This is a genomic window from Stenotrophomonas sp. A3_2, from assembly GCF_036624925.1.
Classification (GTDB): domain Bacteria; phylum Pseudomonadota; class Gammaproteobacteria; order Xanthomonadales; family Xanthomonadaceae; genus Stenotrophomonas; species Stenotrophomonas hibiscicola.
This window is the reverse complement of record NZ_JAZKVY010000341.1, coordinates 39407-54267: the sequence shown is the minus strand read 5'-3', so window position 1 is coordinate 54267 and position 14861 is coordinate 39407. Positions and strand designations below refer to the sequence as shown.

Here is a 14861-nt window from a genome sequence, read left to right as displayed (position 1 = left end):
CGATGAAGCAGCAGCGGGCGAAGGTGCGCACGTCGGTGCGCGCCCTGGGGCTGGCCATTGCAATGGCATTGCCGGGCGTGATGATGGCGGCTGAACCGGCTGGCACGACTGTGGCGCCCGACGTTGCCAGCGCGCCGGGCATGAGCATGGTCACCTTCAACCTGCACCACGACCGCGAAGACTGGCCGAGCCGGCGCCGCACCATCCTGGCCGAGCTCAAGCGCCTGCAGCCGGATGCGGTTGCCCTGCAGGAAGTGATCCAGCGCCGCAACGTGCGAAACCAGGCGCAATGGCTGGCCGGCCAACTCGGCTACAGGTATGTGTTCGTGTCCACCGATCCGGTCGCGGCACCCAAGCGCTACGGCAATGCGCTGCTGACCCGGCGGCCGATCCTCGCTCAGGGCGATCATCTGCTGCAGCCGCTGGACGACTACCGCACCGTGGCCCACCTGCGCATCGACGTCGACGGCACGCCGGTAAACATCTACGCCACGCATCTGAACGAGCGCAGCGACGAGAACGGGCAGCGCATCCGTCGCACCCAGGTCGAAGACCTGCTGCGCTTCATCACTGCAACCTCGGCCGGTGCACCGGTGGTGATCGCCGGCGACTTCAATGCACTGGTGGATGCCGGCGACCTGAGCGAGCTGCGCAGCCACTACGGCGACAGCTACGGCAGCGTGCATGTCAACACCGATCTGTCCGCGGTCAGTACGCTCAACCGTCACTATTACCAGGCGCCGTCGCGGATCGACCACATCTTCTTCCAGCAGAACGAGATGGTCGCACGCGAGGCGAAGATCCTGTTCGACCAGCCCGATGACAGCGGTCGCTGGGCCTCGGACCACTACGGCGTGTGGACCCGCCTGCAGTTCGCGCCGAAACCCTGACGCAGGCACGCTTGGGTAGGTGCCAACCTTGGTGGGCACGGTTCGGCCCGACGCACAAACAAAAACGGCGGGGATCATTGATCCCCGCCGTTTCGTTTTCACGCTATCAAGGCGCGATCAGTTCGACGGAGGCGTGCGCTTGGCGGCCTCTTCGTCTTCTTCATCGGCCCTGGCTTCTGCAGCCTGCGCTGCGGCGTCGGCATGGCCATCGGCGACCGGATCGATCGACGGCGTCACCACGGCTTCGGCGACCGGGGCAGCGGCCTCGATCGGCGCGGCTTCCACCGCCACCGGCGCGACCGGCTGTTCCACGATCGGCGCAGTCTCGACGACCGGCGTGGCTTCAACGGCCGGGGCGGCCTCCACCACCGGGCCACTCTCACTGGCCACCGGCTTGGTTTCAACCACCGGGGTTGCTTCAACCACCTGCGGCTTCGATTCCACGACCGGCGCGGCCTCGACCGCGACCGGCTTCGTTTCGATCACCGGAGCGGCTTCAGCCACTGCGGTCGTTTCAGCCACAACCGGCTTTGCTTCGATCACCGGCGCGGCAGCGTCCACCACCGGAGTGGCGTCGGCGACCGGCTGAACCGGGGTCGCAGCGTCGATGGCATCGAGCATGCTGGTCTGCACCGGCGAGGACACCGTTTCAGTTTTCGCAGCAGCCTCGGCCGGTGCCTGCACTTCAGCCGCGACGGGGGCGGCGACTTCGACCACGGCGCTGCTCACCACCGCAACCGGTGCGGAAACCGCAGCGGCGGCAGCGCGGGCCGGCTTCCCGGCTTCGATGGCGATCGGCTCGACTTCGTCATCGAAGTCGAACTCCGGCTGCGAACGGACCGGCTGCACCGCAGCAACCGGAGCGGTTCCGGCGGTGTTGTTGACGCTCGGCTCGGCGCCGTCGGTGTCTTCACCGTCATCACCATCGTCCTGGTCATCGCCCAGGGCGTCGCTGCCGACGGCATTCTCGGTGCCACCGCGACGACGGCGACGGCCACCACGACGGCCACGACGACGGCGGGTTGCGCCTTCGCCTGCCTGCTCGCCATTGGTGTCGGTTGCAGCCTCCTCGCCGGCAACCGCAGTCACCTCGGCCGCGCTGCCAGCGTTGGCAGCGGTGTCGGCCGACGCAGCGGCTTCCACCGGAGCGGCGGGTGCCGGAGCAACCGGCGTCACCGGCGCGGTGGTTTCCAGCGCGTTCACCCCGTTGGCGGCGACGGCCGTAGCGGCTACGGCTGCCGCTGCGGTCACGGCTTCGGCAGCTGCTTCGGCGGCATTGCGCTGCGGCTTCTCGGCCGGCTTGTCACCGTCCTGCTGCTGCGGGCGCGGCTGCTTGGGCTGCTTCAGCTTCGGCTGCTGGTTCTGGTTCTGGCCCTGCTGCTCGTTGCGCGGCTTGTTCTGCTGCTGCGGCTGCTGCTGGCCATCCTTGTGCTGCGGCTCCTTCTGCTTGCCCTGCTGCGGCTGCTGCTGCGCATTGCCGTTGTTGCCGTTGCGGCCGTCCTTGCGCTGCTCGCCGCGGTCCTTGCGGTTGCCGCCATCCTTCTGCTGCTGCGCGTTGCCATTGCCACGACTGTCGTCGCGACGGTCCTTGCGGTCCTTGTTGCGATCCTTGTTGCGGTCCTTGCGGCCACCGTCCTGCGACTGACGCGCCGCCGGAGCGGCCGGCGCCGGCGCCGGGGCCGGTTCGCCACCGAACACGCGCTTGAGCCAGCCGATCACGCCGCCGCTGGGGGCCGGGGCCGTCGGTGCGACCGCGACCGGGGCCGGGGCTGCCTTGGCCGGCTCAACTTCCTCGCGAACCGGGGCGGGCGAGGTGTGCTTGACCTGGGTCACCGCCGGCGGCGGGATGTTCAGCTGGCCCTTGGTCAGCGCGTGCACCGGCAGCTTGCGCGGGGTGCCCCGCTGGTAGCTGGGCTTGCTGCTTTCTTCACCCAACTCGTTCTCGCGCAGGCGGGTGACGGTGTAGTGCGGGGTATGCAGCTGCTCGTCGGCCACGATCACGATCGGCGCCTCGTGGCGCTGCTCGATCTCGCGCAGGGCGCTGCGCTTCTCGTTCAGCAGGTAATTGGCGATCTCCACGGGGGCCTGCACCAGCACCTGCCCGGTGTTCTCCTTCATCGCATGCTCTTCGGCGACGCGGATGATCGACAGCGACAGGGACTCGACGCTGCGCATGCGGCCGTGGCCGTCGCAACGCGGGCAGACGATCTGGCTGGATTCGCCCAGGCTCGGGCGCAGGCGCTGGCGGCTCATTTCCAGCAGGCCGAAGCGCGAGATGCGGCCGACCTGCACGCGGGCACGGTCGTACTTCAGCGCGTTGGCCAGGCGGTTCTCGACCTCGCGCTGGTGCTTGTTGGAGGCCATGTCGATGAAGTCGATCACCACCAGGCCGCCCAGGTCGCGCAGGCGCAGTTGGCGAGCCACTTCCTCGGCCGCTTCCAGGTTCGTCTGGAACGCGGTGTCCTCGATGTCGCTGCCCTTGGTGGCGCGCGAGGAGTTCACGTCGACTGCGGTCAGTGCTTCGGTCTGGTCGACCACGATCGAGCCACCCGACGGCAGGCGCACGTTGCGCTCGTAGGCACCTTCGATCTGCGACTCGATCTGGAAGCGGTTGAACAGCGGGATGTCGTCCTTGTAGTGCTTGAGCTTGCGCAGGGTCTGCGGCATCACCTGCTGCATGAACTCGCGGGCGTGCTCGTACATCTCCTCGGTGTCCACCAGGATCTCGCCGATGTCGGCGCGCAGGTAGTCACGCAGGGCGCGCACGATCAGGCGCGACTCCTGGTAGATCAGGAACGGAGCGGGCTTGCTCAGCGCGGCTTCGGCAATGGCGCGCCAGACGTTGAGCAGGTAGTCCAGGTCCCACTGCAGTTCTTCCGCATCGCGGCCGACGCCGGCGGTACGGATGATCACGCCCATGTCGTCGGGAATGTTCAGCTTGTCCAGCGCGTCCTTCAGCGCGGCCCGGTCTTCGCCCTCGATGCGGCGGGACACACCACCGGCGCTGGGCGAGTTCGGCATCAGCACCATGTAGCGGCCGGCCAGCGAGATGAACGTGGTCAGGGCGGCGCCCTTGTTGCCACGCTCTTCCTTGTCGACCTGGACGACGATCTCCTGGCCTTCCTTCAGCAGTTCGCGGATGCCGGCCTTGTTGTGGTCGACGCCGGCCTGGAAGTAGTCGCGGGAGATTTCCTTCAACGGCAGGAAGCCATGGCGGCCACCGCCGTATTCGACGAAGGCCGCTTCCAGCGAGGGCTCGATGCGGAAGATCCGGCCCTTGTAGATGTTGGACTTCTTCTGTTCCTTCGACGGCTGCTCGATGTCGATGTCATACAACGACTGGCCATCCACGATGGCAACACGCAGCTCTTCAGCCTGCGTTGCGTTGATCAGCATTCGCTTCATTGTTGCGTTCCTCGCAAGCGGCTACCGCGCGGAACGCCATGGGGTTTCGCCTCTGGACACGGCTCGCCGCCCATTCGCGCAAGCGCGGGGAGGGCGGCTTGGGTTTCCAGCGCTACGACACCACGGCAGGCCGCGGGAGCGCTTCACTCTTATGGGTTTTGGGTGTTGCAGGGCCGCAGGCAGCTGTCAGCCAGGCTGGAGCGCCACGCGGGACATGTTCAGCACGGTTGCGTGTCAGGCATCCGGCGATGGCCGGGAAGGCCGGTGAGCCGCTAACATGGCCGCCCCGCGGGCGGTGGTCGCGCACTGTGCCGGATTCGTCGGAAGCTGGGCTTCTGGCCCTGAGTAACTTCCAACGAAATCAATCCCTTATCTCGCCCCCCGAGTGTAACAGAATAAACAGCCTGATGACCGCCCAAGACCCCACCAAGCCCGCAGGCGACAAGCCTTCCGTGCGCATGATCACCGTTCCCGCCGACCGCGCCGGCCAGCGCCTGGACAACTTCCTGCTCGGCCAGCTGAAGGGGGCCCCGCGCAGCCTGGTCTACAAGCTGGTGCGCAGTGGCCAGGTGCGGGTCAACGGCGGTCGCGCCAAGGCCGAGCGCAAGCTGGAGGCGGGCGATGAGGTGCGTGTACCACCCGTGCGTCTCAGCGAGGAGGGAGACAAGGCCGGTCCACCTGAGGCGTTCATGCGCCGCCTGGAGCAGGCCATCGTGTTCGAGGATGCCCGCCTGCTGGCCCTGAACAAGCCCACGGGCGTGGCCAGCCACGGCGGCAGCGGCATCAGCTTCGGCGCTATCGAGACCCTGCGCGCGCTGCGCCCGGGGCAGACCCTGGAGCTGGTCCATCGGCTGGACCGCGACACCTCCGGCCTGCTGATCGTGGCCAAGAAGCGCTCGGCGCTGAGTGAACTGCAGGCCCTGCTGCGTGAAGACCATGGCGCTGGCATCCGCAAGCGCTACCTGACCCTGCTGGCCGGGCGCATGCCCGATGGCGTGATGACGGTGGACGCGCCGCTGCACGTGGGCCTGCGCCAGGGCGGCGAGCGCCATGTGCAGGTCAACGCGATCGGCAAGGAATCGATCAGCCACTTCCGGGTGCTGGAGCGCCGCGGCGGCCATTCGTACTGCGAGGTGCGCATCGAGACTGGCCGCACCCATCAGATCCGCGTGCACGCCCAGCATCTGGGCCACCCGGTGGCCGGTGACGACAAGTACGGCGATCCGGCGGTGAACAAGCGGCTTCGTGAGCAGATCGGGCTGAAGCGCCTGTTTCTGCACGCGGCTTCGCTGGAGTTCGCGCTGGATGACGGCAAGAGCCCATACGTGCTGAACGCGCCGCTGGCCGATGAGCTGGTTGAGGCGCTGGACCGCCTGCGCTGACGGCGGTTCGGCGGCGCCGGGTGCTTGGTCGGCGCCGTCGCTTTCCTGCGATGAGTGGGCTCGTCACTTTCTTTGCTCGTGCAAAGAAAGTAACCAAAGAAACATGCCGCCATCCGCGAGCCGGCGCTGCGCGCCGGTACCCTGCGCTCCTCGGTCCGCCGAGGGGCGGCGCGGAACTCGCTGCGCTCAGACACCCGCGCCTCTTCGCCCTCGCCGGACCTGCGGTGCTCGGCTCGCTACAAGGCGGACCTGACAGCCGCAGCGTAGACCCATACCCGCACGCAGCCCTTGTAGAGTCGAGCCACGCTCGACTCACGCGCGCAGCGCGGGCTTCGCTTTTTCATTCTTTCATCGCGCGGCTGGCACGCCTATAGCCTGTCAGAGGCCGGGCGAGGTGGGTTTGCGGGGGTGTAAGCGCCATGGATGGCGCGCCCAAGCCCCCAAGGATGGGTTTACGGCGTCCCCCGCAAACCCACCTCGGCCGGCCCAACCCGGAATGTCGCTCCGCCAGCCGCGAGGGGGCTCAGCCCGTTGGCCGGGAACCCCTCACCACTTGAACAACACCAGGCTGATCGCCAGGGTGCCCATGCCGGCCACCAGGCCATACACGGTTTCGTGGCCCTTGGCATAACGCTTGGCCGCCGGCAGCAGCTCATCCAGCGCAAGGAACACCATCACGCCGGCGATCAGTCCGAACACCCAGCCAAACGTGGCGTGCGACAGCGATCCTGACAGCAGCCAGTAGCCCAGCGCCGCGCCCACCGGCTCGGCCAGGCCGGACAGCAGGCTGGCACTGAATGCATAGGCCTTGTTCTGGGTGGCGAAGTACACAGGCACCGCGATCGCGATGCCCTCGGGGATGTTGTGGATGGCAATGGCAAAGGCCAGCGGCATGCCCACCGACGGGCTTTCCAGCGTGGCGAAGAAGGTCGCCAGCCCTTCCGGGAAATTGTGCGCTGTGATCGCGACCGAGGTCAGCAGCGCGACCCGCTTCAGGTACTCGCGGCTGTTTTCGCGGAACGCGGGGTCCTGCTTGTCCAGGCTGTCATGCGGATTCGGAATGAAGTGATCGATCAGCACGATGACGATCACGCCCAGCAGGAACGCCAGGGTGCCGTAGGTGAAGCCGCTGCGCTCGCCATAGGCCAGGGCGAACGATGCGATGGACTTGTTGAGGATTTCCGATAGCGACACGTAGACCATCGCGCCGCCGGCGAAGGCCAGGCCAAAGGCCAGCAGGCGCGGGTTGGGGCGGCGCGAGAACAGCACCAGCAGGCTGCCGATGGCGGTGGCCAGGCCGGCCGCGAGGGTGACCGCCAGCGCGATCCAGACGTTTTCTGGGGGAATCTGCAGCATTTGCCGACGCGGTCCTGGTCAACAGACAACCGCCCCGGAGGAACCCGGGGCGGGGAGGGCGAGGCGGGCCTTGTCGGGGCGCGCGATCAGCCGCCGCGGCGCAGGCGCTCTTCGATCGCGAAACACTGGTCCGGCTTCGGCTGCGGCGGGTTGAAGCTGACCGGCACCTGGATGGTGGCCGGCACCGGCTGGCCGTTGCGGGTGGCGGCCTTGAACTGCCAGCCCTGCACGGCGGTCCTGGCCAGCTCGTCCAGCTGCGGATTGCCGGCGCCGGTGAGCAGGGCGACCTCGCTCGGCTTGCCGTCGGTGCCGATGGTCACCTTGAACGTGCTGGTGCCACCCACGCCCATGCAGGCCAGTTCAAGCGGGTACTGCGGCGGCGGCGTCTTCACCGCGGCCACCTCGGTCGGCGCGGTCGCTGGCGGCGCCGGCGGCTCGGAGGCACCACAGCCGGCCAGGCCGGTCGCAGCGATCAGGGACAGGCTCAGCAAACGAATGTTCATGGCAGTTGCTCCGTCAGGGCCGAAGTCTTTGCCGCGCAGATGAAGTCGTTCTCGCTCAGGCCGCCCACATCGTGGGTGGAGAAGCGCACCACAGCGCGGTCGTAGTGCACGCCCAGGTCCGGATGGTGGTCCTCGCGGTGAGCAATCCAGGCCAGCGCGTTCACGAAGGCCATGGTGGCGTAGTAATCCTTGAAGCGGAAGGTGCGTGTCAGGGCCTGGCTGCCCTCGCTCAGCTCCCAGCCGGGAACCTGCGGCAGCAGTTCGGCCAGGCGGGCCTCGCCGAGCTTGTGGTCACTGCCTTTGCGTGGCACGCAACGGGCCTGGGCCAGTGGAATCAGGTCGGCCATGGGAATCTCCACCTCGTGTTGACTGAACAATGCGCCGGACGGTGTATAAACGGAATGAGCGGCTGACGCGTACTTGGCTAGAATAGCCTGATGATCCAGATCTCCGACACTGCCCAGACCCACTTCCGCAAGCTGATCGAACGCGAGGGCGTGCCCGGCATGGGCGTGCGCCTGAGCGCGGTCGACCCCGGCACCCCGCGCGCCGACGCCCGGCTGGAGTTCGCCGAACCGACCGACCTGCTCGGCGATGAGTGGGCGGTGGACTGCGAAGGATTCACCCTGTACGTCGATGCCGGCAGCGTCGGCTGGCTCGATGGCGCCGAGATCGACATCGTCGCCGGTACCGCCGGCACCCAGCAGCTGACCATCAAGGCGCCGCGCATCAAGGGTGAAGCGCCCGGTGATGCGGCCTCGCTGGTCGAGCGCGTGCACTGGGTGGTGGAGAACGAAGTCAATCCGCAGCTGGCCTCGCATGGCGGCAAGGTGGCCGTGCAGGAAGTCTCGGCCGACGGCGTGGTACTGCTGCGCTTCGGCGGTGGCTGCCAGGGCTGTGGCATGGCCGACGTGACACTGAAGCAGGGCATCGAAAAGACCCTGATGGGCCGCGTGCCGGGCGTGACCGCCGTGCGCGACGCGACCGACCACGACAGCGGCCACGCGCCGTACATCCCGCGCGACAACGTCGCCTGATCGCTGACGCGTGCCTCTGACCCGGGCCGAGCAACTCATCGATCTACTGCTGGCGCGCCAGCAGCCCCGCGCCGTCCTCGAGAAGACCACGCGCCTGCCTTATGGCTGGGCGCTGTGGCTGCGCTCGCTGGGGCCGCTGCCGCGGCCGTACCACGCGCGCGACGTGATCGCGGTATTGCTGCCCCGACCGTTGCCGGGGCCACCCGGTCAATCGCCGCAGCTGTCGCCGTGGCAGGCGCTGCGCCGCTTGTTCTGGCAGGACTGGGATGCTGCGCCGCGCGACCAGCGCTGGATGCGTTGCGTCTCGGCCTTGGCCAGTGCGCTGCTGCATCTGCTGTTCTTCATGCTGCTGCTATGGGTGGCAGTGATCCGCACCTCGGCACCGGAAGAACAAGGCGCCGAGGGCGAGCGCGTGCAGGTGGAGTTCGTCGGTCGCGCTACCCAGGAAGGCGGCGGCGATCAGCCAGGTGCGGAAGCGGCGGCCGCTGCACCGCCGGGCCAGGTTGCAGCTGGCCAGAACGCAGGGGCCGCAACGGCGCCTGAGCCGCGTCCGGCGTCCGCGTCGGCAGCTGCGTCCGCACCCGCTCCGGCTGCAGTGGCCAGCGTGCCGCCGCCGGCCGCCGAATCCGAGCTGGCGCCGGTCGCGGCACCGCCGCCGTCTCCGGTGCAGGCCACCGAAGTGGCGCAGGCCAGTACGGATTTCGTGGTGCCACCTGTCAGCGTGCCGCGCACGGAGATCAGCATCGTGCCGCGCGACACGGTACCGACGGTGCGCGAGCGCAGTGTGCAGCCGGTGCAGGTGCCGCCGGCCCCGGCCGCACTGCGTGCGCCGGAGATCGCGGTGCGGACGCCGCAGCTGCGTGACATCCCGGTGCAGGAGCGTGAAATCATTACGGTCGATGCACCGGCGATATCGCAGCCGCTGCGCACGGCCGATGTACAGGTCCGTGTGCCGCAGCGCGATGTGCAGGTGCGCGAGCGCGAAGTGCAGGCCGTGGTCGATCCGCAGGTACGGATGGCTGCTGTGGCCGGGCGCGAGCCGACCGTGCGAGCGCCGGCAGGCCGTGACCTGCAGGTGCGCGAGCGCGAAGTCGCGTCGGCACCCGCGGCGGCGCCTTCAACGTCCAGCGGCAGCGCGCCAGCGACAACGGCCGCGCCTGCGGCCAGTGGCAGTGCGCGCCAGGCCGAAAGCAGCACGCCACGGCCGTCCGCCTCCAGCACGGCACCGGCCCAGGCTGGAGCGCGCCCGGCCCCCGATCCGGGCAACTGGGCCACGCCCGCCAAGGGCGATGACTGGGGGGCGTCGAGCCGCAAACAGGACGGCGCCGACAAGGGCGCCCGCCAGGCCAGCGCCACCGGCAAGGGCAGTGGCCTGTTCAACGCCGATGGCAGCGTCCGCGTGCCGGGCCAGGAAGGCGATGGACGTGCCGAGCGCGGTGCGCCCGGTGGTGCCAACGATGGCTGGAGCAAGGAACGCATCGCGCAATCGGGCACCTGGTTGAAGCGACCGCCTTACGACTACACGCCCACGTCATTCGACAAATACTGGGTCCCGCAGGAATCGCTGCTGGCCGAGTGGGTGCGCAAGGGAATAAAGGCAATGGAGATTCCGTTGCCGGGTACCAATACGAAGATTTCCTGCGTGATCTCGATCCTGCAGGCCGGTGGTGGCTGTGGCCTTACCAATCCGAACATGCAGGACCAGCCGGCCGTGGCGCGGCCACCGCCGGACATTCCGTTCAAGAAAGAACTGCAGGAAGATAACGGGAGCCGGTAGGCTAGGGAGCGCGCCACGCCCTGGCAGGCTCGCTTGGGTAGGTGTCAATCTTGGTTGGCGCAGAAGCGCCGACCAAGGTCGGCATCCACCACGGCAGTGACCTTACGCGCTCTGCGACAGGAACACCCAGAACGGGACGTCGCGGCCAAGCCAGTCGCGGCTGGTCTCGTCCACCACGTCCAGCAGGGTGTCGAAGTCCTTCTGCGCGGTGGCGCGCAGCGCGTCCACGTCGCACAGGAACAGTGCATAGCCGTTGGCTGGCAGCCATTGCAGGTCGCGTAGATTGTCCGACAGCGCATCCCAGTTGCCGCCGAAACCGGCCGGAAAATCCAGCTGCGCGGCCAGCCGTGCGAGCAGGGTGCGCTTGTCGGCCACCCCTTCCAGGTCGATGCGGATCACCTTCAGCCCGGCATCGCGCATTGCGGCGGCCAGGGCGCCGATGTCGTCGCTGTCGATGGCGTAGACACCGGCATTGTTGATGTCGTGCAGGCCGAGGCCGAAATCGTCATGGCTCATCACTGCGCTCCCTGGGCCGGTACCGTGAAGCTGCGGAATGATTCGTAGTGGTCGTCGGTGTAGTACCACGCCTCCGGCGGATCGCCGCCGGTGACGATGCGGCGCGTGCCACGGGTGCGCGCGCCGGGGGTGTCCACGGTGTATTCGCGGTAGTAGCCGCGCGGACGCTGCGGTAACTGCTGTTCGCGGTTGCCGAACGTGCTGCCATCCTGGCGGTGCGGGAACGGCCCGCCGCGCTGGATCAGCGCGATCGTCTGCAGGGCTTCGGCGGGCAGGAAGGCGGGCAGACCGTTGCCCTTGCCGGGCGTGGCCGTGGCCGGTGCGCGCGCGGCAGGCGCACCCTGCAGGTCCGGCGCGAACTGCGGCGCCGGCGGGCGCTGCATGAAATGGTTGACTACCAGGCCGAGCAGCAGCAGGGCGATGGCGGTGATCAGCAGCCGGGGGTTGCGCATGGGCAAGGGAGCGGGCGAGGGTGGTGCTCGCACTGTAGCGCCTGCGCGCTGCACGGCGCATGAGGAGGGGGCTGCGTCACCGCCGCGTAACAATTGCCGTCGTGCTCACCGGCGGGACGCAATTTCCTTTACATCCCCCTTGGTAATCTGCCGTTCTGTCCCCATCATTCACCGCGCACCGCCCGACAACGTCGGGTGCCCTCGCAATCAGGAGATGCACCATGGCCTATACCCTGCCCAAGCTGTCCTACGCCTACGACGCGCTGGAACCGCATATCGATGCGGCGACGATGGAAATCCATCACACCAAGCATCACCAGACCTACATCAACAACGTCAACGCGGCGCTGGAAGGCACCGAGTACGCTGACCTGCCGGTCGAAGAACTGGTGAAGAAGCTCAAGTCGCTGCCGGAGAACCTGCAGGGTCCGGTGCGCAACAACGGTGGTGGCCATGCCAACCACTCGCTGTTCTGGACCGTGATGGCTCCCAATGCTGGCGGCAACCCGGTGGGCGACGTGGCCAAGGCCATCGACAAGGACCTGGGCGGCTTTGACAAGTTCAAGGACGCCTTCACCAAGGCGGCGCTGACCCGTTTCGGCAGCGGCTGGGCGTGGCTGAGCGTGACCCCGGACAAGAAGGTGGTGGTCGAAAGCACCGGCAACCAGGACAGCCCGCTGATGGAAGGCAACACCCCCATCCTCGGCCTGGACGTGTGGGAGCACGCGTACTACCTGAAGTACCAGAACCGTCGCCCGGAATACATCGGCGCGTTCTTCAACGTCATCGACTGGAACGAAGTCGAGCGCCGTTACCAGGAAGCGATCGCCTGATCGCGGTGATGGGATGAACGGAGAAGGCCGGGGAAAACCCGGCCTTTTCTGTTGCAGCAATCATTCGGTAGTGCCGGCCGCTGGTCGGCAATCGTGTGATCCCCGGGGAGCCGGCCAGCGGCCGGTACTCCCTATTCGGCGGTGGCCGTATTGCCTTGCAGGCGCAACGTGGCCATCACGCCCAGGCGCAGGCCGGGCAGGTCGCCGTCGGCCGGCAGCAGGATCGGCTGCTGGCGGATGCCGTCGAAATGCTTGACCTGGAAGAGCACATCCAGACCATGGCCAGTGCTGCCCCCGCCACTGGCCGCAGGCGCCTCGGCTCGGCCGCCGGGATTGCGCCGCGCCGGCTGGAAGCCCGGCGTGCTGCGCACCAGTTCCATCGTGTTGGCCGAGAAGTCGCCGGCGATCAGGCTGGGCATGCCCTCGGCGGTGGCACCAATCCAGGTCATCAGGTCGCTGGTCTGGTGCTGGCGTGCGGCGGCCTCGTCCGGGTCGGGGCGGAGCCGTGCCACATAGATGTTGACCAGCGCCTCGCCCAGCTTCAGCCGCATCATGCCGGCCGCGCTGAAGGTGCCGGGAGGATGCAGCAGGGTTACGCCGTCCTCGCTGACCGGCAGCCGGGTCAGCATCGCGTTGCCATGCCGCAATGTCTGGCTGGGTGGATCGGCGGTAACGAAGTCGCAGCTGTAACGCAGCCGGCTGGCCAGCCAGCAGGCCGGGTTGCGGCCCTGCTGCTGCAGCACCTGCTGCACCGAGATCACGTCCGGCTGCAGGTCGGTCAGCAACTGCGCGACCTGCTCGCGGCGCAACTTCCATTGCGCATCATCGTGGCTGGGCAGCTCCAGCGCGGCCACCGTCAGCTGGCGAGAGCCGCTTTCGCTGGCCGCCGTGGCCGGTGCCTGCGGCCGCGCCTGTGCCTGCAACGCCATCAGCAGCATCAGGCAACTGAGCAGGAGACGGGCGGGGGGGAGGGGGCGCATAACGATAAGTTTACGCTTTTGTCGTGCAGGTGCCGTGACTTCCGGCACGGAGCGCGGTTGCCTGCCATGGATGGGCACCGTTGTCATGCAGCCCTGCAGCGTGCTTCGCAAGGCCCGGTTCCGGTAACCTTGCGCCTTTCGCTTTGCAGGAATGCCTTACAGGATGAGCCACGACGCAGTTGCCCCCATCGCCGGCCAGGGAAAGATGCCGCGCCAGATCCCGTACATCATCGGCAATGAGGCCTGCGAGCGGTTCAGTTTCTACGGGATGCGCAACATCCTGGTGCAGTTCCTGATCACCTCGCTGCTGTTGCAGGAAATCACAGCCGAAGGCCGTGCCGGTGAAGCCAAGGACATCATGCACAGCTTCATGATCGGCGTGTATTTCTTCCCGCTGCTCGGAGGTTGGCTGGCCGACAGGTTCTTCGGCAAGTACCACACCATCCTCTGGTTCAGCCTGGTCTACTGCGCCGGTCATCTGTGCCTTGCCCTGTTCGAGAACAGCCGCGAGGGCTTCTTCCTCGGCCTGGGCCTGATCGCCCTGGGTGCCGGTGGCATCAAGCCGCTGGTGGCCTCCTTCATGGGCGACCAGTTCGACCAGAGCAACAAGCACCTGGCCAAGATCGTCTTCGACGCCTTCTACTGGATCATCAACTTCGGCTCGCTGTTCGCCTCGCTGCTGATCCCGCTGGCGCTGAAGAACTGGGGCCCGCAGTGGGCGTTCGGCATCCCGGGCATCCTGATGTTCATCGCCACCTTCGTGTTCTGGCTGGGCCGCAAGCGTTACGTGCTGGTGCCACTGCCACCGAAGGACCCGCACTCGTTCGCCAACGTGGTGCGCACTGCGCTGACCGCACGCGCGGCCGGCCAGGGCCGCCCGGGCCTGGTGATCGCCGTGCTCGGCCTGGTGCTGGCAGCGGCGTCGTTCGGCCTGGTCGGTTCGCTGGGCATCGTGATCTGCCTGTGCCTGGCGCTGGTGGCCATTCTCGCCGGCATCGGTGGCGGCACCTGGTTGCAGCTGGACCGGGCCCGTGGCCAGCATCCAGCCGAAGCCGTGGAAGGCGTGCGCTCGGTGCTGCGCGTGCTGGTGATCTTCGCGCTGACCACGCCGTTCTTCTCGCTGTTCGACCAGAAGGCCTCGACCTGGGTCCTGCAGGGCCAGCAGATGCAGATGCCGAGCTGGTTCAGCGCCTCGCAGATGCAGGCGCTGAACCCCCTGCTGGTGATGATCCTGATTCCGTTCAACAACCTGGTGCTGTACCCGGCCCTGCGCCGCTTCGGCTTGGAGCCGACCGCGCTGCGCCGCATGACCGCCGGCATCGCCTTCAGTGGCCTGGCCTGGATCGTGGTCGGCGGCATCCAGGTGGTGATGGACGGCGGCAACGCTTTGTCGATCTTCTGGCAGATCCTGCCGTATGCATTGCTGACCTTCGGTGAGGTGCTGGTCTCGGCCACCGGCCTGGAGTTCGCCTACAGCCAGGCGCCGCAGGCGATGAAGGGCGTGGTGATGAGCTTCTGGAACCTGACCACCACCATCGGCAACCTGTGGGTGCTGCTGTCGAACGCTGCCGTGCGCAACGACGCGGTGACCCACAAGATCGCCAGTACAGGCCTCAGCGAGGCGGCATTCCTGATGTTCTTCTTTGCCGGTTTCGCCTTCGTCGCGGCGTTGGCCTTCGGTTGGTACGCGAAACGCTATCGTATGGTCGACAACTACCGTAGCGCCTGAG

At 67.5% G+C, this 14861-nt stretch carries 13 protein-coding genes; 6 read left to right on the top strand and 7 right to left on the bottom strand.

Going from position 1 to position 14861, the window contains the following annotated elements:
* Nucleotides 1-2: 2 nt before the first annotated feature.
* A complete protein-coding gene (locus R5H29_RS18255) occupies nucleotides 3-890 on the top strand; it encodes an endonuclease/exonuclease/phosphatase family protein (RefSeq protein ID WP_332329579.1) in 888 nt (295 codons plus the stop codon).
* A gap of 117 nt (nucleotides 891-1007) precedes the next feature.
* On the opposite strand, the gene R5H29_RS18250 is transcribed toward R5H29_RS18255, so the two are convergent.
* A complete protein-coding gene (locus R5H29_RS18250) occupies nucleotides 1008-4295 on the bottom strand; it encodes an Rne/Rng family ribonuclease (protein WP_332329578.1) in 3288 nt (1095 codons plus the stop codon).
* A gap of 407 nt (nucleotides 4296-4702) precedes the next feature.
* Here R5H29_RS18250 and R5H29_RS18245 point away from each other — a divergent pair, with 407 nt between their 5' ends.
* A complete protein-coding gene (locus R5H29_RS18245) occupies nucleotides 4703-5677 on the top strand; it encodes an RluA family pseudouridine synthase (protein WP_049433696.1) in 975 nt (324 codons plus the stop codon).
* Between the two features lie 546 nt (nucleotides 5678-6223).
* Here the strand turns inward: R5H29_RS18245 and zupT are convergent.
* From zupT to R5H29_RS18230, 3 genes are all read right to left on the bottom strand, one after another.
* Complete coding sequence (zupT, locus tag R5H29_RS18240) at nucleotides 6224-7033, bottom strand: zinc transporter ZupT (RefSeq protein ID WP_019660453.1); 810 nt, start codon at nucleotides 7031-7033, stop codon at nucleotides 6224-6226.
* Between the two features lie 86 nt (nucleotides 7034-7119).
* Nucleotides 7120-7536: an energy transducer TonB gene (locus tag R5H29_RS18235; protein ID WP_058981208.1), complete on the bottom strand. Its 417-nt coding sequence runs from the start codon at nucleotides 7534-7536 to the stop codon at nucleotides 7120-7122.
* Nucleotides 7533-7883 carry a 4a-hydroxytetrahydrobiopterin dehydratase gene (locus tag R5H29_RS18230; protein WP_279937567.1) on the bottom strand — a complete coding sequence of 117 codons (351 nt, stop codon included), beginning with the start codon at nucleotides 7881-7883 and terminating at the stop codon, nucleotides 7533-7535. The genes R5H29_RS18235 and R5H29_RS18230 overlap by 4 nt, the downstream gene beginning before the upstream one ends.
* Nucleotides 7884-7973: 90 nt before the next feature.
* On the opposite strand from R5H29_RS18230, the gene R5H29_RS18225 reads away from it, so the two are divergent.
* The gene (locus tag R5H29_RS18225) at nucleotides 7974-8573 is read left to right on the top strand and encodes an NfuA family Fe-S biogenesis protein (protein WP_021203010.1); all 600 of its coding nucleotides are present in this window, start codon (nucleotides 7974-7976) and stop codon (nucleotides 8571-8573) included.
* Nucleotides 8574-8583: 10 nt separating this feature from the next.
* Nucleotides 8584-10350 carry a hypothetical protein gene (locus tag R5H29_RS18220; RefSeq protein WP_332329577.1) on the top strand — a complete coding sequence of 589 codons (1767 nt, stop codon included), beginning with the start codon at nucleotides 8584-8586 and terminating at the stop codon, nucleotides 10348-10350.
* A gap of 102 nt (nucleotides 10351-10452) precedes the next feature.
* Here R5H29_RS18220 and R5H29_RS18215 read toward each other — a convergent pair whose 3' ends face one another.
* Together R5H29_RS18215 and R5H29_RS18210 are read right to left on the bottom strand one after the other, a co-directional pair.
* Nucleotides 10453-10866 carry a barstar family protein gene (locus R5H29_RS18215; protein WP_332329576.1) on the bottom strand — a complete coding sequence of 138 codons (414 nt, stop codon included), beginning with the start codon at nucleotides 10864-10866 and terminating at the stop codon, nucleotides 10453-10455.
* A complete protein-coding gene (locus R5H29_RS18210) occupies nucleotides 10866-11318 on the bottom strand; it encodes a ribonuclease domain-containing protein (protein WP_111101752.1) in 453 nt (150 codons plus the stop codon). The genes R5H29_RS18215 and R5H29_RS18210 overlap by 1 nt, the downstream gene beginning before the upstream one ends.
* A gap of 221 nt (nucleotides 11319-11539) precedes the next feature.
* Between R5H29_RS18210 and R5H29_RS18205 the strand changes: the two genes are divergently transcribed.
* A complete protein-coding gene (locus R5H29_RS18205) occupies nucleotides 11540-12151 on the top strand; it encodes a superoxide dismutase (protein WP_005410310.1) in 612 nt (203 codons plus the stop codon).
* Between the two features lie 131 nt (nucleotides 12152-12282).
* On the opposite strand, the gene R5H29_RS18200 is transcribed toward R5H29_RS18205, so the two are convergent.
* Nucleotides 12283-13131 (bottom strand): endonuclease/exonuclease/phosphatase family protein, encoded by an 849-nt coding sequence (locus R5H29_RS18200; protein ID WP_021203014.1) that lies wholly within the window; start codon nucleotides 13129-13131, stop codon nucleotides 12283-12285.
* Nucleotides 13132-13294: 163 nt separating this feature from the next.
* Here R5H29_RS18200 and R5H29_RS18195 point away from each other — a divergent pair, with 163 nt between their 5' ends.
* Entirely contained in the window at nucleotides 13295-14860 is a 1566-nt protein-coding gene (locus tag R5H29_RS18195; protein WP_019660445.1) for an oligopeptide:H+ symporter, read from the top strand.
* The last annotated feature ends 1 nt before the right edge of the window (nucleotide 14861 follow it).